Source organism: Synechococcus sp. MIT S1220 (assembly GCF_047303025.1).
Lineage (GTDB): Bacteria > Cyanobacteriota > Cyanobacteriia > PCC-6307 > Cyanobiaceae > Parasynechococcus.
Genome location: NZ_CP138939.1, coordinates 3277616 through 3301540, shown reverse-complemented (window position 1 = coordinate 3301540; position 23925 = coordinate 3277616). Strand labels below are relative to the sequence as shown.

The window sequence follows — 23925 nt, the reverse complement described above, 5'->3', positions numbered from 1 at the left end:
CAAATTTCGTCCGGCGCTCCTCTACCTTTGGAGGGCAGGATTGCGTTGGTCGCAATCGGATTGTGTTGACTTCAGTGCGGCATTTGCTTACTACGCCTTGCAGTCAATTTTTCCATTGTTACTGATAGCGCTTGCTGTCGCGGCAACGGTTTTTGGAAACACGAACGGCGTTGATGAGGTTTTGAGTGCAATTTTGCCATTGTTGCCACCCTCTGTTGGTGATCTGGTTCAGTCCACCCTGATTGGGTTGGTAAGGCAGGGGTTTGGGGCTGGCTTGCTAGGCGTTGTTGTTTTGGTGTTAACAGCCAGCAATCTATATCTCACCTTGCAGCGTGGTGCAGATCGCCTTTGGGACTCTCTACTTCCCCCTGATTGCTCTCAGGCGAATGTTCGTGGACAAGTTCTTGAGTTCTTGCGCAATCGTTTGCAGGCGTTTCTTGTGGTCTTGGCTGTTGCGACGTTGGTTGTGATGGAACAGATTATTACCGGGCTCGGTAAATTGCCACAGGATCTCTTGGAGAGTGTTCAAGGATTGATTCCCTTGCTGGGGCGGATTATTGATAATCGACACATTTTTTTTCTGGGCTCAATTGTTCTTCCTGCGCTTTGGTTGTCACTGTTGGCGTTGGCTCTTCAGCGTGTATTATCCAGTCGTAAAATTCCATTAAGGCCTTTGATTCCAGGCTCATTGTTGATTGGTTTGGCCTTGTCTCTGTTGAACTTGGTCCTTGGCTTAAGTATTGTTTCTCTGGGCAATCGTTTTCAGGCCTATGGCGTGATTGGTGGAGTTCTTGTTCTCACACTCTGGGTTTGGCTGATCGGTGTCGTTTTTTACTATGGGGAATGTTTGAGTGTGGAGCTCGTCGGTGCATCGCTTCGTCGCCAAGTCAAAGGAGAACAGGCTTTAGCTAAGGCTTGATCGGGGTTCCGAGATCGATGATGAATGATCACTCGGGCCTGACGTCTGCGTGATCCCGTCTACGGTTTAGAAAACATTGATGCCTATGAACCGTTTCCCCGTCCTGCTCTGGTCGGCACTGGTTTTGTTGTTGTTGCTTCCGACGCCTGCCGGACGCGTCCTCATCAATCTTGTCGGTGGTGTTGCTCTGGTAGTGCTTGCTTTGCCCGTTCTGTTGGGAGGCTTGGGCTGGATTGGCTGGAAAATCCTCCAATCGCGATTAACAACATGTCCGGCCTGTGGCGCAGCCAGTTTCGGGGGAGTGGATCGTTGTGCTGTCTGCGGAAGTCCACTTGATACCAATGAAGCTGGTACCACTGCCGCCAACCCTTGGGTGGCTTCCGCACAGAAAGCAGATCAAGGTGTTCCTGCCAGTGAAGCCACAATTGATGTCATGGCTCAAGATGCAGGGTCTGATGCCTGAGCGCGTGCCTGCAGAGCTCTCTCCCGCAAGAAAAGAAAGAATGGCGCTCCGCAGGCGAAAGCAACCGCGACGCTCAAGAGAATTGCAACCCACCATCCACGGATCTTCTGCTGTGTTCCTTCCACACAGATCCAGATACTCACCGCAGTTGCGCCGACTAATAAGTCAGCAGATAACGAACGTCCCGCCGCTGTTGATGTTGCCTCAGAGATGAAACGCTGCAGTTCAAATCCCGAAGAGGTGCTTTCGGCAATGAAGTCAAGATTGGCCTGCCATGGAGAGATGGCACCAGCGATTGCGATCAGTAGATAGATCCAAGGAAGTGTTTTACGCATTCGTTTGATCTCCTATCGGAGTGAGTGTCTCTGGATCCAGCTGAATCACATTGGCCTCCATGGTGTTCAAAAGAGCCTCGCAATGTTCGAGATAAATCTGTCCATGCAGGTGGTGGCGCTGCAGTTCTGCCATCGGAACACTGTCGTTCTGGAGTTCAGTGAGAAGGAGATCCAAGGCCACTAGCGATTCTTCATAGGTCAGAACCTCTGCTTCCTCTCGCCAGATTTCGATCTGTTCAGTGAGTGGGTGGTTGGTCATGAGGCCATCGTGGATGACGAGGGATGAATGCGTTCGACGCGCACATCTAATCGGCCATCGCTTAATTCAATGTTGAGCGAATCACCAGATTTCACACGCGAAGTGTCGGTAATCGACTGACCGTCAGGATCACTGACCAGTGCCAAACCACGCTTCAACCAACGTTGAGGTGACAGGGCCTCTAGCAAGCGACGTCGTTGAGTCAGTTCTCGGTTAAGTCGTTCCAGCCTGGCTGAGGGAGTCAAATGACCCCACTGTCGGCGTCTGTCCTCAAGTTGCTGTCGACAGCGCATCAAACACCATTTGTATTGTTCATGCAGACGCTGTCGTCGTTGCTGAAGCGCGCGTCTGGCCTCCCCTCGGTCCGGAAGCAGGGCGACAATCGCTGCTGTCGGTGTTGCTGCTCTGTGGTCCGCGACCAGATCAGCGACGGTCAGGTCGTCTTCATGACCAAGGCCGGTGATAACCGGCTTCGGAAATCTGGCCAAATCACGGCAGAGGTCTTCATCATCAAAAACCGCCAGATCTTCCCGACTCCCGCCTCCCCTGGCCAGCACAAGTGCGTCAAGTGTCATCTCTTTGTGCTGGTCTGCAAGGGTCTGCAGCGTCGCCCGAATCTGGGGCGCAACAAGTCCTTGAACAGGAATTGGGATGACGAGCAGTTTCGTTTGTGGCCAACGTTCCTTGGCTGTTCGCAACATATCGGCAAGGGCCGAGCTGGGAACACTTGTGAGAATGGCAACCACGGCTGGTGTCTGCGGCAGCGGTCGTCTTCTCAGCTCATCGATGACGCGGTCTTCCATCAGACGATTTCGGACACGTTCGAACTGACGCATCACGGTCGTCAGGCTTGGTCTGATGTCAATGACCTGAACGTTCAAGCTGGCGCGTGCTGCCCAGAAATTGAGCTTGCCGATCACCGTTACCCCATCACCGTCAGCGGGGCGGTGGCTCAGTTGCTTGAGTTTTGACGCCCAGACCACTGCTGAGATGCTGGCCTCTTGGTCAGTCAGGGTGAGCCAGAGGTGGCCCTTCTTCTGCTGAGGACGCGAAACGGTGGCTTCCACAATGAACCTCGGAGCAAACCCCCTTTCGAGAAGGCTGCCGATGGCAACATTCAGTTCGGAGACCGAATAAGTCGGGATTGGGTCAGCGCTCAAGACGGCGATAGGCGAATCCCCAGTAGATGCAGACCAGAGCGCTAACCGCGGCCGATCCACATCCCCAGGATGTGTGGAGCTGGGTGGCTGCGATGGTGAAGATCACCAGGGCACTGCTCAGCAACCTGGAACCATCGCGTCGGTTGCGAACGTAGAGCGGTGCCAAGGGCGGTGAATTCCATCGTTGAGCAACCACTCTGACGGATCACGTGAGCTGCGTTAACGCAATAAAAAACCCCACCTGCAATTGGCGGGGTCGATCGAATTGAGCGAAGAATTCAGCCCAGACCGATCTGAGTCAGGATTCCCTGGCCAGTCAGCAGTTCGGTGCCGAGGCCGATGACGAAACCGAGCATGGCGAGGCGGCCATTCCAGGTTTCAGCGAAGTTGACGAATCCGAAACGGGCTTGGGTGCTGTCAGACATGAGGATGGACGGGTGATTGGTTTCAGGAAATGTAACAAAGAATGGAGATTTGTTGCTTGTGTTTACGGAGACCCGCACCTCTCCTCCTTTCTAAGCGCTGCCGCGTCCAAGGCGACGCTTGGTGGCTGCCGTTGCGATGGCCTCGCGAGGGTTTTCCGGCCAGGGATGCTTCGGGTAGCGCCCCCGCATCTCGCGTCGAACCTCGGCGTAGCTACCGCTCCAGAAGCCAGCGAGATCTTCGGTTCTCTGCAGGGGGCGCCCAGCTGGGGAGAGGAGCTCCAACGTGACGGGCCAAGCACCGTTCAGTACGGTCGGACCGTCTGTGGATCCGAACATCTCCTGAAGTTTGACAGCCAAAACAACCTGGTCGTCCATCTCATACCGCAGGACAGCAGAACGACCGCTTGGGATGGACAGATGCGTTGGTAGAAGCTGTTTGAGCTGTTGTCTCTGCTCCCACGCCATGCCGCTCCAGAGCGCTTCCTCGAGGGTGGAGCTCTCCAGATCCCTCCAGCCCAGGCAGTCCTCCAGGTAGTCCCCGAGCCAGGTCCGTGCCGTCCTGTGCAGGTGTTTTAGATCCCGCTGAGGCCATGGAGTGCCGATCCGTCGATGGGCAAAATCGAGGCGGCGCTGCAGTTGTATTGAAGCTTCGGTCCAGGGGAGGGCTGTGAGATCGCCGTTCTCTTCAAGCACCTGGATCAACAGGTCCCTGCAACGCTTCGGTGCAGGCGCAGGTTGGGGGGCCCGGCGCAGGATGAGGGCGCCGAGGCGCAGAGTGCGCTCCGCCTTGATCCGATGGTTGGAGGGATCCCAGTGCAGGTTGTCGTCCCAGGATCCCTCCCTTTCGGCCAGATCCACCAGCTGATTGCCGTCGAGTGCCAGAGCGAGTTGGATGCGAGTTTCCCTTGTGCCCATGTCCAAGCGTGCGACGGCCAGCGCATCTGCAGCAGCGAGAGGGTCGCTGTCGTGGAGTCGGGCCCCGCGCCCCTGGCGAAGCTGGAAACGGCCGGGGCTTCCTGGGCGCTTCATCGCAAGCCATTCGGGGAAAGCACACAGGATGAGATCCACTGCAGTTGTCCTGGCCGTGGTCATCCGGCTCTGGTCGTGCGGTCCGGCTGGTGAAGGCTCCAAACGCGTCAGCTGCCGTTGCAGCTGACGACTGAGCTCACGAAGAGGCGCCAACTGTTTCTGGGCCTTAAGTGCCGTCAGCCTGGCGGCCAGGTCGCAGCCCACGTCGGCGTTGCTGAGCGGATCCCGGTCGCTGAGCAAGGCGGCCAGGTCGCAGCCGAGACCTGCACAGCCTTGGCGCTGGGCCATCAACATCATTGATCCCAGCCGTGGATGCACCCCCAGTTGCCCCAGCTGACGTCCATGGGCACTCAGGCGACCGTCCGGCGCAAGCGCGTTCAGGCTCTGGAGTTGTTTGCGTCCCTCCAGCAGTGAGGAATTGGGTGGGGGATCCAGCCATGGGAGGTCTTCTCCGAGCCCTGCACCCCATGTGGCCAGTTCCAGGACCACCGGTTGCGGATCACTCAGCTGCAGTTCGGGAGGGCTGAAGGTTGGCCGCTGTTGCTGCTGCCCCGACGACCAGAGACGGATACAGACCCCCGGTCCCTGTCGCCCAGCGCGCCCGCGACGTTGATCAGCGCTGGCCAGGCTGGACAGGACCGTTTCGAGCCCCTCCATGCCGGTGTTGGGGTCGTAGCGCAGTTGACGGCTCAGCCCGCTGTCGATCACGAGGCGGACGCCCTCCAGGGTGACCGAGCTTTCTGCAATGGCGCTCGCCAGGATGACTTGGCCGTCAAATCGGTTGTCACAACTGCATAGTGCGTGCCGTTGTTGTTCAAGGGGCATCTGCCCATGCAAGGGCTGAACCGACCAATGGCGCATGGAGTGGGTCCGCTCGAGAACCAGCCTGCAGCGGTTGATCTCTGCCAGGCCTGGCAGAAACACCATGATTCCACTGCCATGTGGCAGTTCAAGCCCATGGGATTCGATGGCTCGCAACACCTGCAGCGGGAGGCTTTCCTGATGCCGCGGTGTTTGATACAAGGTCTCGACTGGAAAGGAGCGACCTTCGCTTTCGAGAACCCGTGCTTCCGGTAAGCGCTGTTTCAGATCCGTGAGGTCAAGGGTCGCCGACATCAGCAGCAGCGCTAGATCGGGTCTTAGCAGTGGCAGGGCTTCCCGCAGCATGGCGATCGCCAGATCGGCATCCCGCCGTCGTTCGTGAAATTCGTCAAAGAGGATGCAATCCACACCCGGCAGCGAGGGATCCGCCTGCAGGCGGCGCAGGAACAAACCATCGGTCAACACTTCCACTTGGGTGGATGTCGACCGCCGTTTCTCGCCGCGAATCGAGAAACCGATGCGGTGTCCAACCTCCTCCTGAAGGGTTTCAGCGAGGCGGCTTGCAGCAGCACGTACGGCTAAGCGCCTGGGCTCCACCATGAGAATCCGACCCTTGATCGCCTGTGTTGAACCCATGGGTCCCAGGGCTCCGATCAGAGCCAATGGAACTCGCGTCGTCTTACCCGCGCCAGGGGGGGCCTGGAGCAGAGCAATGGAACCTGGCTGGAGCTGACGGCAGAGCTGGGGTAACAGCCTGTCGATGGGAAACGTGGTCAATCCCGCAGGATCGTTCAGGGCACGATGTTGAGCAGTCCAAGCAACAACAGACTGCTGATCGCTCCGATTGCAGCCAGCAACTGGACAAGTGGTCCGAGGGAAATCGAGAGACTGGCCATGAAGAGTTTCTTAAAGGCCGACATGGGTTTGTTTTAGACCGGCCTCTTCGAGTGGCGCTGTAGTCATTTGCACGCCTTCACATCAGCCCTCAGCGCACGTGTCGCGTGCCGTCAACAGGGTGGTATTCCTCACCTGTTAGCTCCTCGAAAACGATGGCGGGAAGACCGGTCTCGAACATCGTCTGCAGCGCTTCCTTGAGGTAAGGGTTCCAGCCACCGGTGCTCACTTGTCCGTGCCGCACCGTCCAATCCCAGGTCCCCTGCAGATCGCGCGGGATCCGGCCTTCCCGGTCGCGGCGGGCGACAAGGTCGAGGGATTCGACCAAACCAACTTGGACGGGATCCTTGCCATAGGCAGGGGTCAGGCTGAGCTCGAGTCGAACTGGGTCCTCCTTGAGGAGCCTGAGTCGAAATCGAGGTGGCAATTTCAGCCCCTTGAGCACCGCAGCAACGATGCGCGTTCTCTGATCCACTGGGTCGACCCTCGTATCAGTTCCTTGAAGTGTGCCTCGATAGGGCAACAATCACTAACTTATTCAGTGCCCGGTTCCGAATCCCCCGGTGGCCCATCGGGGCTTTCATCACCATTGCTGAAGCGAACCGTGAGCAAGTCCTCGTCTGTGAGGCGCCCGTCCTGATCCAGGAGTTCAGGGTGCACCGTGATTCGGCCGGTGCGATCGTCATCGCCGTTGGCCCGTTCATCGTTCAAGGGTCCGCTAGCAGCACGGAAACCCTTGCTCATGACGCGAAAGGCTTGCCAGAGCAGCGCCACAAAGACGGCTCCGTACAACAGGGGGAAGAGGGAACTGAGCATGGTTGGCCGGTCTGGCTCCGACACAATCATCATTGCCAATCAGCGGCTCGGTTGCACTCAGTCACAGATCTGACCGCTTTCCTCATCGTCGCGACTGACCAATTTGCGTAGCGTCCAGACAACCAGTGGAATCAACCTCGTGATGCCGATGTTCAACCCTCTGCGCCAGACCGCTCTGGGTGGATGTCTTGCTGCCGGCCTGCTTGCTGTTGGGGGTGTCTCCCACCAGCTGATGCCTTCATTCCGCAGCGCCTCTGCCCATCCAGCGGCGGCATCTCTATCTCGCCAGTCCTTTGTTGCCAATGCGGTGGAGCGGAGCGGAGCTGCTGTTGTGACCTTGGAGACGGCAAGAACGGTGTCATCTCCCTCCATGTCCGGAGTGCCGCAGGCCTTGCTTAGGGACCCGATGTTCCGCCAATTCTTCGGGCTCTCCGGGGGTGGTGCCCCTCAGTCCAGGGTGCAGCGGGGCCAGGGCAGTGGTGTTCTCTTCGCAGCTGAAGGCCTCCTGCTGACCAATGCACACGTGGTGGAAAATGCCGATCAGCTCACCGTGGGCCTTGCTGACGGCCGGCGTGTGCCTGGCCGTGTTGTGGGGAAGGACAGCCTCACTGATCTGGCGGTGGTTCGTCTGGACGGAAAGGGGCCTTGGCCGACGGCACCAATGGGTGATTCCGATCAGCTGAAGGTTGGTGACTGGGCGATCGCCGTAGGAAACCCTTTTGGCCTGGAAAGCACGGTCACGCTGGGAATTGTCAGCAATCTGAATCGCAATGTGTCCCAGCTCGGCATTTCCGGAAAACGTCTTGATCTCATTCAGACGGATGCGGCCATTAACCCGGGCAACTCCGGAGGACCGTTGCTCAATACTGATGGCGAAGTGATCGGCATCAACACGTTGGTGCGATCCGGACCGGGGGCCGGTCTTGGCTTTGCGATCCCGATCAATCGCGCCAGGGTGATTGCGAAACAGCTCGTCGAGACCGGTCGTGCCAGTCATCCCATGATTGGGATTGGTCTCTCGGGTGTGCCAGCCCCGAACCCGGGATCAACGGCTCCTCAGGGGGCTGTGATCCGTTCAATTCAGCAGGGTGGACCGGCCGCCAGAGCAGGGCTGCAGATCAATGACGTGATCGTGGCGATTGATGGCCGCAGGATGGCAGATCCTGCGGCAGTGGTGAGTGCAATCGACAGGGCGGGGGTTGGTCGGACTGTTCAGATGACGATCCGCAGAGCCGGTGAAACCCGCAATCTTTCCCTGACCCCAGTCGATATCTCCACTCTTCAGAACGGGTAAGACATTGGTCGACCTCAGGCTTCTGAATCCCTCAACTGATCGACGCAGCGAGTGATGCATTCGCCGTCGTCAAGCGAGCAGGTGGTGATGCATTCGAAGTAGGTCTCCACAGCGTCCCAGGTCTGCTCGTGCTGGTCTGAACCACCGCCTGAACCTTGACTGGAACCATGATGTGGAGCCCTTGCCATACCTGTTTTGCATCGGTTTTGTCAGCCTATGCACATCGAAAGATCGGGTAAAGAGAAATGAGTTTTCCTGCCTAAGTCGCTGTGAAGTTTCTGCACGGCGACGGCATCAATGCCTAGGTCAAGCAACGTTTTTGCGCTTGTTCTGCCGCTCCTTCTGCTTCTGTTTGTTGGCTTTGCGCTTGGCTTCCCTCTCAAGCTCCAGTTGTTTCTGTTCGGCCGCAAGACGCTCTTCTTGTTTTTTGCTCAGGTAATAGGTGTAATCACCTCGGTAACGAACCAGTTCTCCATCACGTAATTCCACGATCTGATTGGCAACCCTTGAAATGAAATATCTGTCATGTGAAACAAGCAGCGCTGCTCCTTCGTAGTCGCGCAGGGCATCCTCCAGCATCTGTTTGGCCGGAATGTCGAGGTGGTTCGTCGGTTCGTCGAGAAGCAGGAGGTTGCAGGGGCTCAGGAGCATCAGGGCGAGTGCAAGACGCGCTTTTTCACCGCCGCTGATTTTGCTGACCGGCTTGAAAACGCTCTCGTTGCTGAAGCAGAAGCTTCCCAACATCGAGCGCACCTGGGTCTGGGTCCAGTCGGGCACCGCTTCAAACATCGTGTCGATCACGGTTTTGCTGAGATCGAGGGCTTCGGCCTGGTTCTGTTCGAAGTAACCGGCCAGAACGTTGTGCTCTCCAAGCCGGGCTGCGCCGTCATCAGGCGCTTCAAGGCCCATGATCAAGCGGAGCAAGGTTGACTTGCCAGCGCCGTTGGGGCCAACGAAGGCGATTCGATCGCCCCGTTCAACCTCAAGTTCTGCACCCAGAAACAGGATTTTGTCCCCATAGCTGTGGGTGAGCTCCTCGATCAAGGCGACCTGAGCTCCTGACCGGGGTGCAGGAGGAAAGCGGAAGCTGGGGCCTGAAACGGTGTCCAGCGGAGCTTCCACGCGTTCGACTTTCTCAAGCAGCTTTTCACGGCTTTTCGCCTGCGTGCTGCGGGTGGCGCTAGCACGAAATCGATCGATGTAGGCCTGCTGGCTGGCGATGTCCTTCTGCTGGCGGTCAAAAGCGGCCTGGGTGGCCTCCTGTTCGAGGTGTTTCTGTTCGAGGTGGTCCGTGTAATTCCCGAGGTAGCAGCGTGAGACACCGCGCTCGGTGGCCACGATCTGGGTGCACACGCGATCGAGGAAAGTGCGGTCATGGCTGATGACCACAAGAGCAGCGGTTTGTTTGTTGAGGTATGCCTCCAGCCACTGGATGGTCTCCACATCGAGGTGGTTCGTGGGCTCGTCCAGCAGCAGCAGATCGGGCTCCTGAAGAAGGATTTTGCCAAGCGCGATTCGCATCTGCCAGCCGCCTGAATAGTCCTTCACCTGACGTTCGGCGGACTCTGGATCAAATCCGATGGTGGGAAGCAGCTTGTCGATCCTTGCGTCGAGTTCATAGCCATGCAGAGCCTCGAAGCGGCTTTGCAGCTTGCCGAGCTCCTGAATCAGATCGTCGAGATAGTCGGGATCTTCAGCAGCCCGCGGGGAGGCCATCGCGAGCTCAACCTCCTTCTGGAGATTGAGAACCGTGGCAGCTTCACCGAAGGCCTGGAAGAGTTCCTCGCGGACCGTTCGCTCCGGATCGACATCAAATTCCTGCTGCAGATAGGCGATTCGCGGCTCACCCTGGCGCACCACCTGGCCGCTGGAGGGCTCCTCATGCCCAGCGATCAGACGCAGTTGCGTGGATTTGCCTGCACCATTCACCCCCACCAAACCGATCCTGTCGCCCGGTTTCACCTCCCAGGTGATGTCGCGCAGCACTTCTCCGGTGGGATAAATCTTGCTGACGTTTTCGAGTCGCAGCACCGGTGCAGGGCATTGGGCAACCATCATCCCTACCAAGGGTTCAAGGGTCCAGTCGTCGGCAGACTGGAGAGGAGACCGCTTTGCACCAGCGATGCTGAAACTCGAGCAGCTAGCCGCATTGGTTGTGGCAGCTGGCCTGGCCATCGTCAGTTATCTGCTGTTTTTCAGTTGGGCCGGTGGCGGAGGGTATGAACAAAGACAACAGGAGCGTCCCCAGGCGACGGCGATTGAGCCTGCCGGTTGGACAGGCCCGAAAGCCCACGTTTGAAAACTGCACGCAGAGACCGCGCCTAAAGCCCACCTCGAGCCTTGATGAGCCATTGCTGGGTGTCAGCATCGTTCAGGCTCGCCAGATGGGCCTTCACTTCTTCAGGCTTGACGGGCAGGCCGAGCGCATCGCCAAGGGCGCAGATCGATCGCATCGCGCCGGCAGGGTCTTGTAGGGCTTGCCTAAAGAGAGACTGCGTCTGCTCTGGGTTGCTTTGGATCCGTTCGTAGAGCTCGGCGGCGTTGTTGGATCCCATCGTTGTCCAGTCTCTGACTGCAACGTATTCACCATGGCCTAGGGCCGCATCAGGCGGCGAGCTCGATGTCGTCATCGCCCCGACCTAAGGCTGAGGCGTCTTCCATGCTCCGGGCATCCATACAAAGCACCTTGCGCAACTGGGCGTAGTTGGCGGCCTGAGTCTGGCGACCTTCTTGTACAGCGCCGTATTCAGCCCGCTGCAGAACATGGTGTAAGTGGGTCAGCAAGTATGTGCTGACGACAGCTGAGACCAGAACATCGCTGTTTTCAGAACTGCGACGTCGCCGGCGTTGACGGTTCGTGGACGAGCTTTTTGGGGCAGCGCTACCTGTCGTCGAGCGACTGCGCTCGGAACTGCTGCGCTCGGAACGACGGGGCGTTCTCGGGGAGGCGGATTGAGGCATGAAGCACTCCGAGGAGGACCGTCCGAGTGGGATCGGTGCCATCAGCATAGTCTTGGATACTATCCTTGACCACCCCTCTATACTTTGGAGTAGCTCAGCTCACCACTGGAGCACGAGGGTGCCCACCCGACAGACCTCATCCAGCGGCAAGCCGAAATCACCCAGGATTCAAGTGGTCCTGCCCGAGGACCTGTGCGCGCGACTTGCGACACTGGCCGAGCAGGAATCCAGAACGGTCAGCAACATGGCGCGCGTGCTGATCCAGCAGGGCGTGCAGCGCCATGAGCAGAACCAGCAATCAGGCCAGTCACCAGCAGTTGCATCGCATCCGGCTGAGCTCTCTCCCGCGACGTCACCGGCTGCAATGTCCGGCCCGGCGCCAATCCCAGCAACGTCTCCTCAGGCTGGTGGTGGATCGCCCCAAGCGTCCCAATCCGCTGGGATCACGAATGAAGAGCGCCTGCGTGCGCTTGAAAATCAACCCCCGCGGCGCCTGAGGGGAGCACCAAGACGGTTGCGGTTGCAGCGACCTGATTCATAGATCGCTCCATCGCGGCTTCACCCCGGCATGACGACACAGCCAAGGGTTGTTTCGCGAGAGGCTCCTGTGACCGCTGGAGCATTGCCAGGCTGGTGACGCTGGTGCCACCACGCCAGGAGTGCAAAAACCAGAGCCTCCCGTGCTTCCGCTGGCAGGCCGATGTCATCGCTGCAGTGCACGCTGAGGCCACGGCAACGGGTCTGCAATTCCCACATCAACACAGGGTTGTGTCGTCCACCGCCCGCCACAATCAGTTCAAGCGGTCGGATGCCGCTTCGGTGTCCAAGGTGCTGTAGGTCCTGGGCGATCACTGCGGCTGTGAAAGCAGTGAGCGTTGCCACCACATCGCTGGGGTTCATCCCCTTCATATCCTGGAGGCGTTGATCGAGGTCACTGGATCCGAACAGCTCCCGACCTGTTGATTTCGGTGGGGCGGCTCGCAGATATGGATGGGCCAGCCATCGCAGGATCCAATCCTCACTGCAGTGGCCCGCTGCGGCCATCGATCCATCCCGATCAAAGGTTTGCTCACCGTTCGTGAAGCGACTGACGGCCAGATCGATCAGGGAGTTGGCCGGTCCACAGTCCCAGCCTTGGACCGACTGCAACCGATCTGGGCCGCAGCGTGGAGGGATGAGTGTCAGATTGGCGATCCCGCCAAGATTCAGAAGGGCTCGCCAGCCGGCGATCCCCCCGACCAGGGCCGCATCGGCCCTCGGAACCAAAGGTGCTCCCTGCCCACCCAGCGCAAGATCCGCGGCACGAAAATCATGGATCACGGGGCGATTCAGCAACTGGGCCAGCAGCGGGGCCTGGAGGCTCTGCCAGCTCGCACCCCGTTTCAGTTCTGAAGGTGGTCGATGCCACAGGGTCTGGCCATGACAGCCGATGAGGGATGCATGGCCATCGGGATCACAGGCCAGGGCCGCTTCGGCCTGGGCTTCCGTGATGCTTTCCGCCAGATTCAGCCACTCCAGTGCCGTTAGAGCTTGCCCTTGGCCTGCCGCGATGATGCGGTGCCGCAGGGGCATGGCGTAGGGGGTTTGGTGATGTCGGATCAGGCGCCATCGCGGATACTGCGCGGAGCCCTTGAATTCGGCCAACACAGCATCCACGCCGTCGGCGCTCGTTCCGCTCATCAGCCCAAGACAGAGCATGGCGTCAGGTTTTTGGCAGGCGCTGCAGGTCGTCCATCAGTCCCATCACAACAAGCAGGTGCCCCTGTTCGAGCACATGGGAGGCGGGTGGATTGACGGTGAGATTGCGCTGGGGCCCTGCAGCCAGCACATTTACCCGATAGTTCTTACGCAGATTGAGATCGCGCAGGGACTGCCCCACGAAGGGTTCTGGAACTTTGATCTCCTCGATGCCATGGGTCTCATCAAGTGCGAGGCGCTCCATCAGGTTGGGCCGGACCAACTCCAAGCCAAGACGTTCGCCCTGCATGCGGGAGGGAAAGATCACCCTGTCGGCCCCGACGCGTTTGAGCATCTTTTCGTGGAGGTCGCTGGTGGCCCTCGCAATCACTTGTTTGACCTTGGTCCCTTCGCTGTCCTTCGCGATCAAGGTGGCTGTGATGCTTGCCTCGATCGGTTCACTGATCGCCACCACCACCGTCCCCATATCGAGGATGCCGGCCTCGCGCAGGGATTCCTCATCGGTGCAGTCCACAACCCGCGCTTCGATCGCAGGCTCCAGTTGGCGCAGCTCCTCCACGGCTCTGGCGGAGCGGTCAACGGCCAGAACGTCTGCCCCGTTTTGAAGCAGTTCGCGACAGACGGCGATGCCGAAGCGGCCGACGCCGATGACGGCGAAACCAAGTTGCTCACTGCCTTGAAGGGGCCTCCAGTGCCACCACTCCCTCATGGTTCGGGTCCCTGGAAGGACTGCTCAGACATACAGATCTTCGCGTGGATAACCAATTCGATTCTGACGATGCATGTGAATCTGCTCTCGGGTGAGTGCCTCCCAGATCGCGCTTAGAAGAAGAAGAATCCCAAGTCGGCCCACAAACATGCCCACAAGCAGAACCCCCTGGCTGAAATGACCCAGCTGGGCCGTGACTCCCACATCAAGGCCAACGGTCGCAAATGCCGAAATGCATGTGAAGAGCATCGCCAGGAAGGTGAAGTCATCCCGTCCATCGAAATTGCTCGCGAAGCTGATCAGCAGGGTCATGACCAGCACAAAAAGTAGTGAGGCCATGGTGATTCCCACAGCGCGGAGGACGACCTTGTCGGAAATTTCCCTGTTGCGGATCACGACTGCGTCACGGCCCCGCAGCGTGGAGCGGGTGGCGGCCATCAGAGCAGCGACGGTGGTTGTTTTGATCCCGCCGCCGGTTCCCCCCGGACTGGCACCGATGAACATCAAGGTCACCATCAGAAGGATGCCTGACTCCGTGATGCTGTCGATGGAGAACGGCATGGTGTTGAAGCCTGCGGTTCGTGCTGTGACTGACTGAAAGAGTGCGGTCATCCAGCGCTCGGACCAGGACAACGTCAGAAAGATCTCTCCTTTGTTGAGCGATTCAGTGAGCGCAAGCCCCACTGTTCCGATGGCGATGAGCAGTAAGGTCGTGCGCAGGACCAGTCGCGTGTGAAGACTCAGCCGGCCTCGGCCGCCCCGCATTAACCGGCCTGTCAGATCACTGGTGACGCGCCAACCGAGGCCACCCATCACGATCAGCAGCATCACCACTGCGTTCACAACGCCGTGGCTGCGGTAGCGCTCCAGGCTGTCGGACCAAAGCCCGAAACCGGCATTGTTATAAGCGGAGATGCTGTGGAACAACGCAGCCCAAAGCCGTTCTGCGGGATCGGCAATGTCGGTGAAGCCATAGCCGTAGAGAACCGCCGCACCGATCAGGATCACCAGAGCGGCCGTCAGCGCAATGCCACGGAATGTGCTGCCGACTCCGCCAACGCCGAATTCATCCAGGGTTCGGCCCCGGTCAATCCGTTGCCGGAGTCCGGTTCCTCGCACCACAAAGCCTTGAAGAAACGTGGTGATGGCCATCAGCCCCAGCCCACCGGCGAGAATCATTGCCGCCAGAACGATCTGCCCGAAGCCGGTTAAGTCCTTACCGATATCGATGATCGTCAGCCCGGTCACAGTGATGGCTGACGTGGCTGTGAACAGCGCTTCCCAGAGTCCGACACTCGATGTCGAGCACAGTGGTGTGGCGAGCAGGAGCGTGCCAAGAAGGATTACTAGCAATCCGGTGACCACCGTGAACTGGGGAACCGTCAACCGCCGGTGACGGCCATGGCGGTGCTGCAGAACCTCGTTCAAGGACACAGGGCGCGGCCAGGGGTAGGAATCGTTGCCAACGGGATCGATCGTCCGTCACACCAGTGTTGATCAGCTCGGTCCGTATCGCCAAAGAATCAGAGCGGGCACCAGCAGGGTCATGATCAGAGTGAGGCCGCTTCCATAACGCGTGACATCGAGAAATCGGTACCGCCCCGGAGCGAACACCATCAGATTGGTTTGATACCCGACCGGTGTGAGAAAGGATTGGCTGGCGCCGAACAGAACGGTGATCAACATTGCCGTTGGTGGCAGTTCCAGGCTGGGAGCCAGTTGCACGGCAACCGGAGCGAGAAGCGCGACGGATGCGGCATTGCTCATGACCTGCGTCACCAGGGTGGTGCCGATAAAGATCACCACCAAGGATCCATAGCTCGGCCAGCCTTGAAGCCCCTGTTCGAGGCCGGAGGCGAGTGCATCGGCCAGGCCGGTTTTCTGCAGGGCGACGCTGAAGCTGGTCAGGGATCCCAGAAGCAGGATCACATCAAGCCGAATCGAGCGTTGCAGTTCTCCTGGACGCAGGCAGCCACTGGCCACAACTGCCACGGTGGCGAGCAGGACCGATGCGACCAATGGCACCGGCGTAAGGGTTGGGAGCAGGAGCATGCTCGCGGCGATGCTGATCGCGATCGGCTTGCGACGCACGGTCGGCAGGTCATCCTCCAGTCGATCCATCACGAGCAGGTCATTGTTGGCCTGCAAGCCACGGATTGAATCGAGAGGAGCTTGTAGGAGCAGAACATCGCCCTCTCGCAGCACCACCTGTCCCAGCCGTTCCTGCACGGTTTCCTGGCCGCGTCTCAGGGCAAGAACCGTGGCGTTGTGGCGTTGCCGGAATCGCAATTCCCGCAAACTCGCTCCGGCGAGCGTGGATCCTGCCGGGAGCAGCACTTCAACGGTTTTCTGCCCACCCCCATTGCCGTTCTCCAGGCTGAAGCCGACGTTGGCTCCCTGCGTGGTGAGCTGAATGGTGTGGTCCTGTTGCAGGCGCAGAAGATCCTGACGGGTCACACGCAGCAGCAGATGATCACCGGCTTGCAGACTCCTGTCCGCCAGTGGCGGCAGGATCCGCTCCCCACCGCGTTGAAGTTCCAGCACGTCCACGTCGAAGCGACGTTGCAGACGACTGTTATGCAAGGAGCGCCCCACAAGTTCCGAATCCTCCGGGATGGTGACTTCGGTGCAGTAGCTGCTGCGTTCCGGTCGGATGGCGAGGTCATCTCCGTTGGTTCCCCGGTCCGGTAAAAGCGCTCGCGGAGCGAGGACGAGATAGGTCGCACCGGCGAGCCAGACCGGGATGCTGATCAAGGTGAAACTGAACAGCTCCAGGGAGCCATGTCCCAGTTGCTGGCTGATGTCGCTGACCAGCAGATTCACCGAGCTTCCGAGCAGGGTGAGGGTGCCGCCCAGCACGGTGGAAAACGAGAGCGGCAGTAGCACCCGCGATGGTGAGAGCCCGCGTCGATGGCACCAGTTCTCGATCACCGGCAACAGGGAGGCCACCACAGGGGTGTTGGGCACCACCCCCGAGACGGGTGCAATCACGAATGCCATCAGGGCGATCAGTCGACGGGGGCTCCGAATCCGTTCTGAGGCGATGAGCGCTCTGAGTCGATCCAGGGCTCCGCTTTTGAAAAGCGCCGCTGAGACAGGAAACAGACCAAGAAGTGTGATCAGAGCAGGACTGCCGAAGCCCGACAGCGCTTCCTCCGGTCGGAGCACTCCCGTGGCCATCAACAGGCTGACGCTCAGCAATCCAGTCAGCTCTGGTGCCAGCGCATTGGATATGAACAGCACCACTGCAAGGATCAGCACAGCGAGGCTGATCAGGGCCTGTGGGTCCTGAATCGTGCTGATCAGCTCGGCCATTCGGGCTGGTGCCCACGCGTGGGTGGGCCTGATTCTGCCCCCGCATCAAACAATTGCACCCTCAACCAATCCCGTAAACCGTGAAGGCCATCACCCTGCGTCGCGGATAGAAAGAGGCTTCCGGGTTCTTTTTGTCGGATCGCTTCAATTTCCGGCAGAGGACATCGATCGATCTGGTTGCCGACGATGAGACGAAAGGCGCTGCTGCCCAGCTGATCCAGTAGTCGATGCACCGTGCTGAGCTGGCTCGACCAGTCTGGATCGGCCAGATTCACCACCAGAAGCAGGATGTCGGCATCCAGGGTCTCCTCGAGGGTGGCGCTGAAGGCTTCCACCAGCGGTTCCGGCAAGTCGCGAATGAAGCCAACGGTGTCGGTCAGTAGAACGGTGTGGGGTGCGGTGCCCGGGTTGGGCAGTTCAAGGCGTCGTGTTGTCGGATCAAGGGTTGCGAACAGTTTGTCCTCAGCCAGCACGCGATCCTGTTGCCGCCGGCCGCAGAGGGCATTGAGCAGGCTGGATTTGCCAGCATTGGTGTAGCCGACCAGGGCCACACGCGGCAGACCGCGACGCTGATCACGCAGGCGACTGCGGTGTTGTTGCAGGTGTCGCTGGTCGCGAAGTAGGCGTTCAATCCGCCGTGCGATGGCGCGGCGGTCTTTCTCAAGTTGTGTTTCTCCCGGGCCACGGGTTCCAATGCCCCCTCCCTGTCTGGACAGACTTCGACCTCGCCCGAGCAATCGCGGCAGTCGATAGCGCAGCTGTGCCAGTTCAACTTGAAGGCGTCCGGCTGCACTGCCTGCCCGCTGGGCAAAGATGTCGAGAATCAGCTCGCTGCGGTCCATCACTGGGCAATCCAGCAGCCGCTCGAGGTTACGGGCTTGCACCGGTGTGAGTTCCCGGTCTGTGATCACGAGGGAGGCGCGGCAGCGTCGGACGTCCAGGGCTGCTGCCTGGAGTTTTCCCTTCCCCCATACCGTTTGCGGGTTGGCAGGTCCGGGGCGCTGGCGGATCACGGCCACCGGTGTCGCTCCGGCGCTTCGCACCAGCCCTTCCAGTTCGGACAAGTCGCGATCGCTGCACTGCTGATCTCTGTTGGAGAGGGTCAGCAGCAGCACCCGCTCGCCTTGTTCAGGATCGGGGAGGCTTTTGTTGCTGGAGATGTCTTGCGTTGCAAGGTCATGACTGCACAGGTGACGGAGGTCGCCCTGCTCCAGTTCTGTCCAGCCCGCCGCATTGGTGCGGTCGGGCTGGAACAGGGAGGCAGGCCGCTGGCCGTCCGGCGCGACGCGGATGCTGAAGCGGAGCCAGATCTGTGGAGCGAGATCCAGGGCCAGCAAGGCATCGCGTTGATCGGGTGAGCTGGTTTGGTTTTGGCTGCAGCTGCTGATCAGTCGCCAGCCCCCCGCCTGCCGGCGGGGGGCTTCCGGTAGGTGGCTCAACAACGGATCTGATCCCGAAAAGGGGCCCACCCAGAGCAGTCGACACAGGCCTCGTCCATCGAGAACCAGGTGCAGGGGCTGATCCAGTTCGGTGGCCAGTTCGCCGAGTCGCTCAAGCGTGAGCTGATCGGCGACTCCGTTCTCAGGGTGACGTCGCTGGCTGAGCCGTTCAAGCTGGCGTTGCTGACCCGGGCGCAACCCTTTGATGCGTCCCGAGAGATGGGCTTGTCTCAATGACCCAGCAGCCAGGCACTTGCAGATCGGATGCCGAGAGACAGCCCCGGCAGACGGGTGAGATAAGCCGCTCTGCGGATCTGAAAGGCGATCGGTCCGGCCAGGGTCACTCCCATCCCCGTCAACGTCGCATCTCCAAGTCCGAGGCTCAGCATCTCGCCGCGGTCCTGAAAGTGGAAGGGTTGGGGGGGATCGCCCCCGCGGGTTGCCAGAAGAGCCTTGGCAACAGCTTCTCCCTGCTGCATTGCCACTTGCGCTGTGGCTGGCCAGCTCTCTTCAGCACAGCAGGAACCGTCACCAATCGCGAAGGCCTGGTCGTGTCCGATCAGACGCAGATCTGATCCGATGGCCAGACGACCGCCCACGAGCATTGGATCGGGGCTCATCGGTGGCAAATTCGGCCGACTGCCTGCTGTCCAGATCAGCCCTTGATGGGAGAGCTGGCGTCCGTTCGTTAGCTCGACCCGGTCCGGATGGACTGCGGTCACGGCCGTTTTGAGATGCACGGTCACATCCCGCTTTTCCAGCGCTGCTGCCGCTCGTTCACGGTTGAAAGCGGCATTGTTGGCAAGAACGGTCTCTCCCATTTCAATCAGATGCAGCCTGGCGGTGCCCTCCAGTAGATCCGCCATCTTGCAAGCCAGTTCAACACCGGTTGGTCCAGCACCAACGATCACCAGTGCTGCATCGGGTCGGCGTTGAAGGCGCAACTCACGCAACTTGTTGCGCAGGCTGTTGACGTCTTCCAGGGTCTGGAATCCCAGGGCATGGTCAGCAACCCCTGGGATTCCGAAATCGTTGGTGCGCGCTCCAGTTGCCACTACCACGGCACCCCAGTTCAGCTGCTGCCCCGATGCTGTTTTGATGCGTCGTTCGCTGAAGTCGAGCGTCGTAACGCGCTCTTGTATCCAGTTGATGCCGTGGTGGCTGAGCAGACGGTTGTATCGCGGCGCTACTTCCCAGCTCTGCAGTTCTCCGCTGAGCAATTCATAAAGAAGCGGCTGAAACAAAAATCGATCGCGGGGCTCGATCAGGGTGATTGGGCCCCGAGGAACCGACTTGGCCAGGCTCAGAGCGGCGGTTAATCCTCCGAATCCACCACCGACAATCACCGTTGCGTCGGTTGACGGCGGGTCCTCATGCATCCCGGATGCCTGTACTGATTGAACGATAGGCAGAGCTTCCGGTTCGGTGACAGGAGAGAATGGGCCGATGAAGGAGACGCCGGACGGCATGGTTCGCACCGCTGTTCCCATGGGAAGTGCTTCACGGGTGTTGGAAGACCTCGATGCCCATCGGGTTGCGCTGGCGTCCTTGCCCCCGGAAGGTCGTTTGGCCTGGGCCTTGGATCATTTCCCAGGGCAGTTCGCGATGACTACCAGTTTTGGCATTCAATCCGCAGTTCTGCTGCACATGCTCAGTGAGCTGCCTTCAGGTCGAGACACGCCTGTGGTCTGGGTGGATACCGGCTATCTCCCCACCGAGACTTATCAATACGCTGCGACGTTGACTGAACGGCTCGGCATTCGTCTAGTTGTCGCACAAAGTGAGATGTCTCCAGCGAGGATGGAGGCCCTCCATGGAAAGCTTTGGGAGACGGGAGATGTTTCCGATCTTGGGCTTTACCACCGGATTCGCAAAGTCGACCCCCTTGAAGCTTCATTCGCAGCGCTGCGAACGGAGTGTTGGGCCAGTGGTGTACGAAGAAAGCAGACCGATCACCGGCGCAGCATGACCTGGCTTGATCCGATCAGGGATCGACTTGGCCTCCATCCTTTGTTGGACTGGACCAATAAAGAGGTCTACTACTACATGACGTCAAACGACCTCCCCCAGCATCCTCTGTTCGAGCAGGGGTATTCGACTGTCGGTGATTGGCATTCGAGTCGACCCGATGATGGTGATTTGTCTGGACGCGATACCCGTTTCGGTGGTCTCAAACAGGAGTGCGGCATTCACCTTGGCGACGCTGCTGGAGAAGGGATGATGGGAGATGGCATCTGACCGGGTCAGTGGCGCCATCCGCTCTTCTGATAGGCAATAGCCGTTGGCACTGGGCGACACGTCAGGGTGTCCACTGGACATTCAGCCATGGCGCCCCGAACCCCTCAACGTTGGCGGGGCGTACTCCGATTTGGGCTGCGGTTGGCGCCGTGCCTCCTGATCATCCCAATCTCATCCCGGAACGACGACTCACCCTGATGGACGTGCCTTTGCAGGGCACTCCCAACTGGCTGGGGGTGGATCGCGCCTTGGGTGCCTGGTCCGCCTGGACCCTGAGTCGGAAGAAGGGGCTTGATCTGCGATCTGGTCTGTTGTTGGCGGATGCAGGGACGGTTCTGAGCCTGACGCTGCTGACGCAGGATGGGTGCTTCAGTGGCGGCCAATTGATGCCTGGATGGAGGCTTCAGATCGCAGCCATGGAATCCGGCACTTCGTGTCTGCAGCGGCCGGAGCCCATCGCGTTGCCGGAGGATTATTTCCCGCAAAATACGGGACAGGCAATGTTGCGAGGTGCTTTGCAGTCCATGGTCGGCTCCGTTCTACAGGCCTGGAGCCGAAGCGGAGCCTGCCTTTGGATCAGTGGAGGGGATGGACCTCTACTGGCCAGGGAATTGGAGCGCCAGGGCGTCAATCTCCAGCTGGATGCAGACCTCGTGATGAAAGGTGTGGTGAATCTGATCGATGGGATCAGCTGAGGCCCAGATCGCTCAAAATTGTGTCTGCCATGGTGGCTGCCTTCACCTTGAGATAGATCCGCTCGATCTTGCCTTCCGCATCGATCACAAATGTGTGCCGCATCATCCCCATGTACTCCCGGCCCATGAATTTCTTCAGCCCGTAGCTGTCGTAGCTGCTGGCGACTGGGCAGGGTTCAGGATCAGTCAGAAGGGTGAAGGGCAGTTCGTGTTTGGTAATGAACTTGGTGTGGGAGGTTGCATTGTCCTTGCTGATGCCCAGCACATTGATTCCAGCGTCGCTGAAGCGCTCCCAGCGGTCTCTGAAATTGCAGGCCTCCTTGGTGCAACCCGGGGTGTCGTCTTTTGGATAGAAATAGAGAACAACCCGTTGGCCCTTCAGGTCCGAGAGCTGTACGGACGTTCCGTCCTGATTCGGGAGTGAGAAATTCGGTGCCTGATCGCCGATCTCCAGGGCCACGGGATTGCTCAAACAAGGATCTCGGCAGCGTAATGGCCTTGTGGCTGATCCCGTCTGCGCCGGTTCCACTGCCGGCGGCTTTGTTGTCTCCGGAGGAGTTGATCGCTGCTGATGCGTTGGCGGGTCGCCGCGCCGATCAGTACCGCTTCACCCGGGCATGGCTGCGGCGCTGTCTGTCCAGACACTTTGATCGAGACCCTGGGCTCATTCCAGTGCATGCGCCGCCCGGGCAGCCTGCAACCCTTGACCGTGGATGGGGCTTCGTCAGCATTTCCCACAGCCATGACGCGCTTGCTCTGGCCTGGTCTGTTTTGCCAATCGGCATTGACCTGGAGCGGTCGGATCGATCGTTTCATGCCCTGACACTGGCCAGGCGCTTTTTTTGTCGCCGCGATCTGGACGGTCTGAATTCCATGTCCTCGAAGGCCTGCAGATCGGAGGTGCTGCGTCAGTGGCTTGCCAAAGAAGCGGCGATCAAATGGCAACGCGGTTCGCTGGCCCGAGATTTGTCTGCCTGGTCATGGTCAGGCAATGCTGAAGTGGCCAATCACCTCGACCATGGTGATCGGGTTCGGATTCGTCATTATCAATTTGGCGACTGGCAGATCGCGGTCGCGTGTGATGTCGATCAGTCGGGACAGGACCTGCAGATCTGCCTCCGGTGAGATGGTCTTTCGAGGGGGGCCTGGGTGGCCGTTTGATCGCCGTGCGATTGAGCAGCGGTCTGGTAGCCATCGGATTGTTGGTGATCGGTTGGGCAGGTCTTGTGAGACCTCGTCGCGCGATCCGTCTTGATGGTGCCTTTTTCCACTGATGCTTGGGTCAGATCAAAAAACAATGGTCTCCCATCTCAGTGAACGGGACATCACATTGGACCAACGCCGCGAAGCGGAATCGCTGCTGATGGATTTCACGCACGCTCAGATGACACGTCAGTACTGGGACGAATTCGCAGATTCGCTGCTGGCTTTGGGACTTTGCTCATCCAGCGATGTCACCGCACGGGTGGAACGTGATGCGGTGTCAACCAAATTGTGGATCGTGCCGAGACGAGGGCGTGAGGCCTATTTGGCTCTCGTGGAACGGCGCAGCAATTAATTGTTCATCCAACAATTGTTCACTCAACATTGCAAGGGTGATCGTGAACACGTCGGTCAACCGTTTGCAGGACATTGTCCGCGGTGCTGGAGTCCTTTAAAGATCGAGGGACAGGGCCGCTGAGCAGCCGGTCAGTCAATCGCGTACGAATGGTCCCAATTTGGGCTGCTCCAGCGTTGATAGAGAGTTGGCGTTTTTTCTCTGGACAGCTATTTTTTTTAATGACGTCCCCTTTTGTCGTCCGTGTTCACTCGTCTCGCAGCTGGCGTTCTCGCCGGCGCAACCCTTACCGCTCTGGCGCTTCCTGCTGAAGCTCGTACCAAGCGCCCTGTTCGTTGGAATACAGGTGGTGCTGTCTGGACCACCACGTCCTCCGAGTTCAAGACTTTCCTCACCACCGGAGAAATCACCGACCGCGCTCTTCTGGCAGGTGTCAACTCTTCCGGTTGGACTTCTGAGGAAATTCAGGAAGGTATGACCAAGACCTACTCGGTCGATGTGGTCGGCGTTTCACGCTTCCTGTATTCCTCTGACGGTGTCAAGTTCCTCAAGGATCAGACCCGTTCCTACTTTCCCTACTGGAAGATGAAGTCGACCGCTGTGGTCGCTCTTCGCTCCGCCATCATCCTTGACTCAGTAGATGGCAAGCTGTCTTCCGCTGGAATCATGAGCTTCCTGCCTGTCGACTTCCGTCTGGCTGACACCTGCAGCACCTATGACGGTGTTCAGAATGTCTGTGCTCCTGACAAGTGCGAAGGCGACGCCCAGTGCACTTCACTGCTCTCCTGGTACGTCTTCCTGCCCGCTTGCGTCCAGGCCAACTCTCAGCTGCCCGCTGAGCCGACTCGCTCCGTTGCTCCCGCTCCAGCTCGTCCCCTCTGGTGATCAGGCGCTGA

At 59.2% G+C, this 23925-nt stretch carries 31 protein-coding genes; 11 read left to right on the top strand and 20 right to left on the bottom strand.

All coding sequences use genetic code 11. From position 1 onward, the window contains the following. Window positions 1–40 precede the first annotated feature (40 nt). Window positions 41–919: a YhjD/YihY/BrkB family envelope integrity protein gene (locus SIB64_RS16825; RefSeq protein ID WP_413441319.1), complete on the top strand. Its 879-nt coding sequence runs from the start codon at window positions 41–43 to the stop codon at window positions 917–919. Between the two features lie 85 nt (window positions 920–1004). Continuing rightward, complete coding sequence (locus tag SIB64_RS16820) at window positions 1005–1382, top strand: hypothetical protein (protein WP_413441318.1); 378 nt, start codon at window positions 1005–1007, stop codon at window positions 1380–1382. Here SIB64_RS16820 and SIB64_RS16815 read toward each other — a convergent pair. The 9 genes from SIB64_RS16815 to SIB64_RS16775 all read right to left on the bottom strand — a co-directional run bounded on the left by SIB64_RS16815 (window position 1358) and on the right by SIB64_RS16775 (window position 7122). Then, a complete protein-coding gene (locus SIB64_RS16815) occupies window positions 1358–1717 on the bottom strand; it encodes a DUF2834 domain-containing protein (protein ID WP_413441317.1) in 360 nt (119 codons plus the stop codon). The genes SIB64_RS16820 and SIB64_RS16815 overlap by 25 nt on opposite strands. Continuing rightward, window positions 1710–1976 carry an exodeoxyribonuclease VII small subunit gene (xseB, locus tag SIB64_RS16810; protein ID WP_413441316.1) on the bottom strand — a complete coding sequence of 89 codons (267 nt, stop codon included), beginning with the start codon at window positions 1974–1976 and terminating at the stop codon, window positions 1710–1712. The genes SIB64_RS16815 and xseB overlap by 8 nt, the downstream gene beginning before the upstream one ends. Then, window positions 1973–3136: an exodeoxyribonuclease VII large subunit gene (gene xseA / locus SIB64_RS16805; protein ID WP_413441315.1), complete on the bottom strand. Its 1164-nt coding sequence runs from the start codon at window positions 3134–3136 to the stop codon at window positions 1973–1975. The genes xseB and xseA overlap by 4 nt, the downstream gene beginning before the upstream one ends. Further along, window positions 3126–3332 (bottom strand): hypothetical protein, encoded by a 207-nt coding sequence (locus tag SIB64_RS16800; RefSeq protein WP_413441314.1) that lies wholly within the window; start codon window positions 3330–3332, stop codon window positions 3126–3128. The genes xseA and SIB64_RS16800 overlap by 11 nt, the downstream gene beginning before the upstream one ends. An 82-nt stretch (window positions 3333–3414) precedes the next feature. Beyond that, window positions 3415–3561, bottom strand: coding sequence for a chlorophyll a/b-binding protein (locus SIB64_RS16795; protein ID WP_413441313.1), 147 nt, complete (start codon window positions 3559–3561; stop codon window positions 3415–3417). A gap of 90 nt (window positions 3562–3651) precedes the next feature. Then, entirely contained in the window at window positions 3652–6189 is a 2538-nt protein-coding gene (gene hrpB, locus SIB64_RS16790; protein ID WP_413441312.1) for an ATP-dependent helicase HrpB, read from the bottom strand. A 14-nt stretch (window positions 6190–6203) separates the two neighbouring features. Then, complete coding sequence (locus tag SIB64_RS16785) at window positions 6204–6332, bottom strand: hypothetical protein (protein ID WP_413441311.1); 129 nt, start codon at window positions 6330–6332, stop codon at window positions 6204–6206. A 65-nt stretch (window positions 6333–6397) separates the two neighbouring features. Next, window positions 6398–6781, bottom strand: a complete 384-nt coding sequence (locus SIB64_RS16780; protein ID WP_413441310.1) for a hypothetical protein — start codon at window positions 6779–6781, stop codon at window positions 6398–6400. A 59-nt stretch (window positions 6782–6840) separates the two neighbouring features. After that, complete coding sequence (locus tag SIB64_RS16775) at window positions 6841–7122, bottom strand: DUF2973 domain-containing protein (RefSeq protein ID WP_413443085.1); 282 nt, start codon at window positions 7120–7122, stop codon at window positions 6841–6843. Between the two features lie 232 nt (window positions 7123–7354). Here SIB64_RS16775 and SIB64_RS16770 point away from each other — a divergent pair, with 232 nt between their 5' ends. Then, window positions 7355–8416, top strand: a complete 1062-nt coding sequence (locus SIB64_RS16770; RefSeq protein WP_413443084.1) for a trypsin-like peptidase domain-containing protein — start codon at window positions 7355–7357, stop codon at window positions 8414–8416. A 14-nt stretch (window positions 8417–8430) separates the two neighbouring features. Here the strand turns inward: SIB64_RS16770 and SIB64_RS16765 are convergent, their stop codons facing one another. Together SIB64_RS16765 and SIB64_RS16760 are read right to left on the bottom strand one after the other, a co-directional pair. After that, entirely contained in the window at window positions 8431–8604 is a 174-nt protein-coding gene (locus SIB64_RS16765) for a hypothetical protein (protein WP_413441309.1), read from the bottom strand. Between the two features lie 118 nt (window positions 8605–8722). Beyond that, window positions 8723–10447 (bottom strand): ATP-binding cassette domain-containing protein, encoded by a 1725-nt coding sequence (locus SIB64_RS16760; protein WP_413441308.1) that lies wholly within the window; start codon window positions 10445–10447, stop codon window positions 8723–8725. Between SIB64_RS16760 and SIB64_RS16755 the strand changes: the two genes are divergently transcribed. Next, a complete protein-coding gene (locus SIB64_RS16755) occupies window positions 10422–10715 on the top strand; it encodes a hypothetical protein (protein ID WP_413443092.1) in 294 nt (97 codons plus the stop codon). The genes SIB64_RS16760 and SIB64_RS16755 overlap by 26 nt on opposite strands. Window positions 10716–10737: 22 nt before the next feature. Here SIB64_RS16755 and SIB64_RS16750 read toward each other — a convergent pair whose 3' ends face one another. Next, the gene (locus tag SIB64_RS16750; RefSeq protein WP_413443083.1) at window positions 10738–10971 is read right to left on the bottom strand and encodes a hypothetical protein; all 234 of its coding nucleotides are present in this window, start codon (window positions 10969–10971) and stop codon (window positions 10738–10740) included. A 49-nt stretch (window positions 10972–11020) separates the two neighbouring features. Continuing rightward, window positions 11021–11377, bottom strand: a complete 357-nt coding sequence (locus SIB64_RS16745) for a hypothetical protein (RefSeq protein WP_413443082.1) — start codon at window positions 11375–11377, stop codon at window positions 11021–11023. A gap of 118 nt (window positions 11378–11495) precedes the next feature. Between SIB64_RS16745 and SIB64_RS16740 the strand changes: the two genes are divergently transcribed. Then, a complete protein-coding gene (locus tag SIB64_RS16740; protein WP_413441307.1) occupies window positions 11496–11918 on the top strand; it encodes a ribbon-helix-helix domain-containing protein in 423 nt (140 codons plus the stop codon). A gap of 17 nt (window positions 11919–11935) precedes the next feature. On the opposite strand, the gene SIB64_RS16735 is transcribed toward SIB64_RS16740, so the two are convergent. The 6 genes from SIB64_RS16735 to SIB64_RS16710 form a co-directional block, all read right to left on the bottom strand. After that, window positions 11936–13075: an anhydro-N-acetylmuramic acid kinase gene (locus SIB64_RS16735; protein ID WP_413441306.1), complete on the bottom strand. Its 1140-nt coding sequence runs from the start codon at window positions 13073–13075 to the stop codon at window positions 11936–11938. A gap of 4 nt (window positions 13076–13079) precedes the next feature. After that, window positions 13080–13784, bottom strand: coding sequence for a potassium channel family protein (locus tag SIB64_RS16730; protein WP_413441305.1), 705 nt, complete (start codon window positions 13782–13784; stop codon window positions 13080–13082). 24 nt (window positions 13785–13808) lie between these two features. Beyond that, window positions 13809–15218 (bottom strand): TrkH family potassium uptake protein, encoded by a 1410-nt coding sequence (locus tag SIB64_RS16725; protein WP_413441304.1) that lies wholly within the window; start codon window positions 15216–15218, stop codon window positions 13809–13811. Between the two features lie 63 nt (window positions 15219–15281). After that, window positions 15282–17099, bottom strand: a complete 1818-nt coding sequence (locus SIB64_RS16720) for an SLC13 family permease (RefSeq protein ID WP_413441303.1) — start codon at window positions 17097–17099, stop codon at window positions 15282–15284. Further along, window positions 17087–18772 carry a GTPase HflX gene (gene hflX / locus SIB64_RS16715; RefSeq protein ID WP_413441302.1) on the bottom strand — a complete coding sequence of 562 codons (1686 nt, stop codon included), beginning with the start codon at window positions 18770–18772 and terminating at the stop codon, window positions 17087–17089. Before hflX ends, SIB64_RS16720 begins: the two co-directional genes overlap by 13 nt. After that, a complete protein-coding gene (locus tag SIB64_RS16710) occupies window positions 18769–19917 on the bottom strand; it encodes an NAD(P)/FAD-dependent oxidoreductase (RefSeq protein WP_413443081.1) in 1149 nt (382 codons plus the stop codon). Before SIB64_RS16710 ends, hflX begins: the two co-directional genes overlap by 4 nt. Before the next feature lie 67 nt (window positions 19918–19984). Here SIB64_RS16710 and SIB64_RS16705 point away from each other — a divergent pair, with 67 nt between their 5' ends. Next, window positions 19985–20776 (top strand): phosphoadenylyl-sulfate reductase, encoded by a 792-nt coding sequence (locus SIB64_RS16705; RefSeq protein WP_413441301.1) that lies wholly within the window; start codon window positions 19985–19987, stop codon window positions 20774–20776. Window positions 20777–20784: 8 nt separating this feature from the next. Continuing rightward, window positions 20785–21471: a type III pantothenate kinase gene (locus tag SIB64_RS16700; protein ID WP_413441300.1), complete on the top strand. Its 687-nt coding sequence runs from the start codon at window positions 20785–20787 to the stop codon at window positions 21469–21471. Here SIB64_RS16700 and bcp read toward each other — a convergent pair. Then, window positions 21464–21931, bottom strand: a complete 468-nt coding sequence (bcp, locus tag SIB64_RS16695; RefSeq protein ID WP_413441299.1) for a thioredoxin-dependent thiol peroxidase — start codon at window positions 21929–21931, stop codon at window positions 21464–21466. The genes SIB64_RS16700 and bcp overlap by 8 nt on opposite strands. 32 nt (window positions 21932–21963) lie before the next feature. Between bcp and SIB64_RS16690 the strand changes: the two genes are divergently transcribed. From SIB64_RS16690 to SIB64_RS16675, 4 genes are all read left to right on the top strand, one after another. Then, a complete protein-coding gene (locus SIB64_RS16690; protein WP_413441298.1) occupies window positions 21964–22596 on the top strand; it encodes a 4'-phosphopantetheinyl transferase family protein in 633 nt (210 codons plus the stop codon). Beyond that, on the top strand, window positions 22593–22745 hold the full coding sequence (locus SIB64_RS16685; protein ID WP_413441297.1) for a hypothetical protein: 153 nt from the start codon (window positions 22593–22595) through the stop codon (window positions 22743–22745). The genes SIB64_RS16690 and SIB64_RS16685 overlap by 4 nt, the downstream gene beginning before the upstream one ends. A gap of 23 nt (window positions 22746–22768) precedes the next feature. After that, a complete protein-coding gene (locus SIB64_RS16680; protein WP_413441296.1) occupies window positions 22769–23029 on the top strand; it encodes a hypothetical protein in 261 nt (86 codons plus the stop codon). 243 nt (window positions 23030–23272) lie between these two features. Continuing rightward, on the top strand, window positions 23273–23914 hold the full coding sequence (locus SIB64_RS16675; RefSeq protein WP_413441295.1) for a protein phosphatase: 642 nt from the start codon (window positions 23273–23275) through the stop codon (window positions 23912–23914). The last annotated feature ends 11 nt before the right edge of the window (window positions 23915–23925 follow it).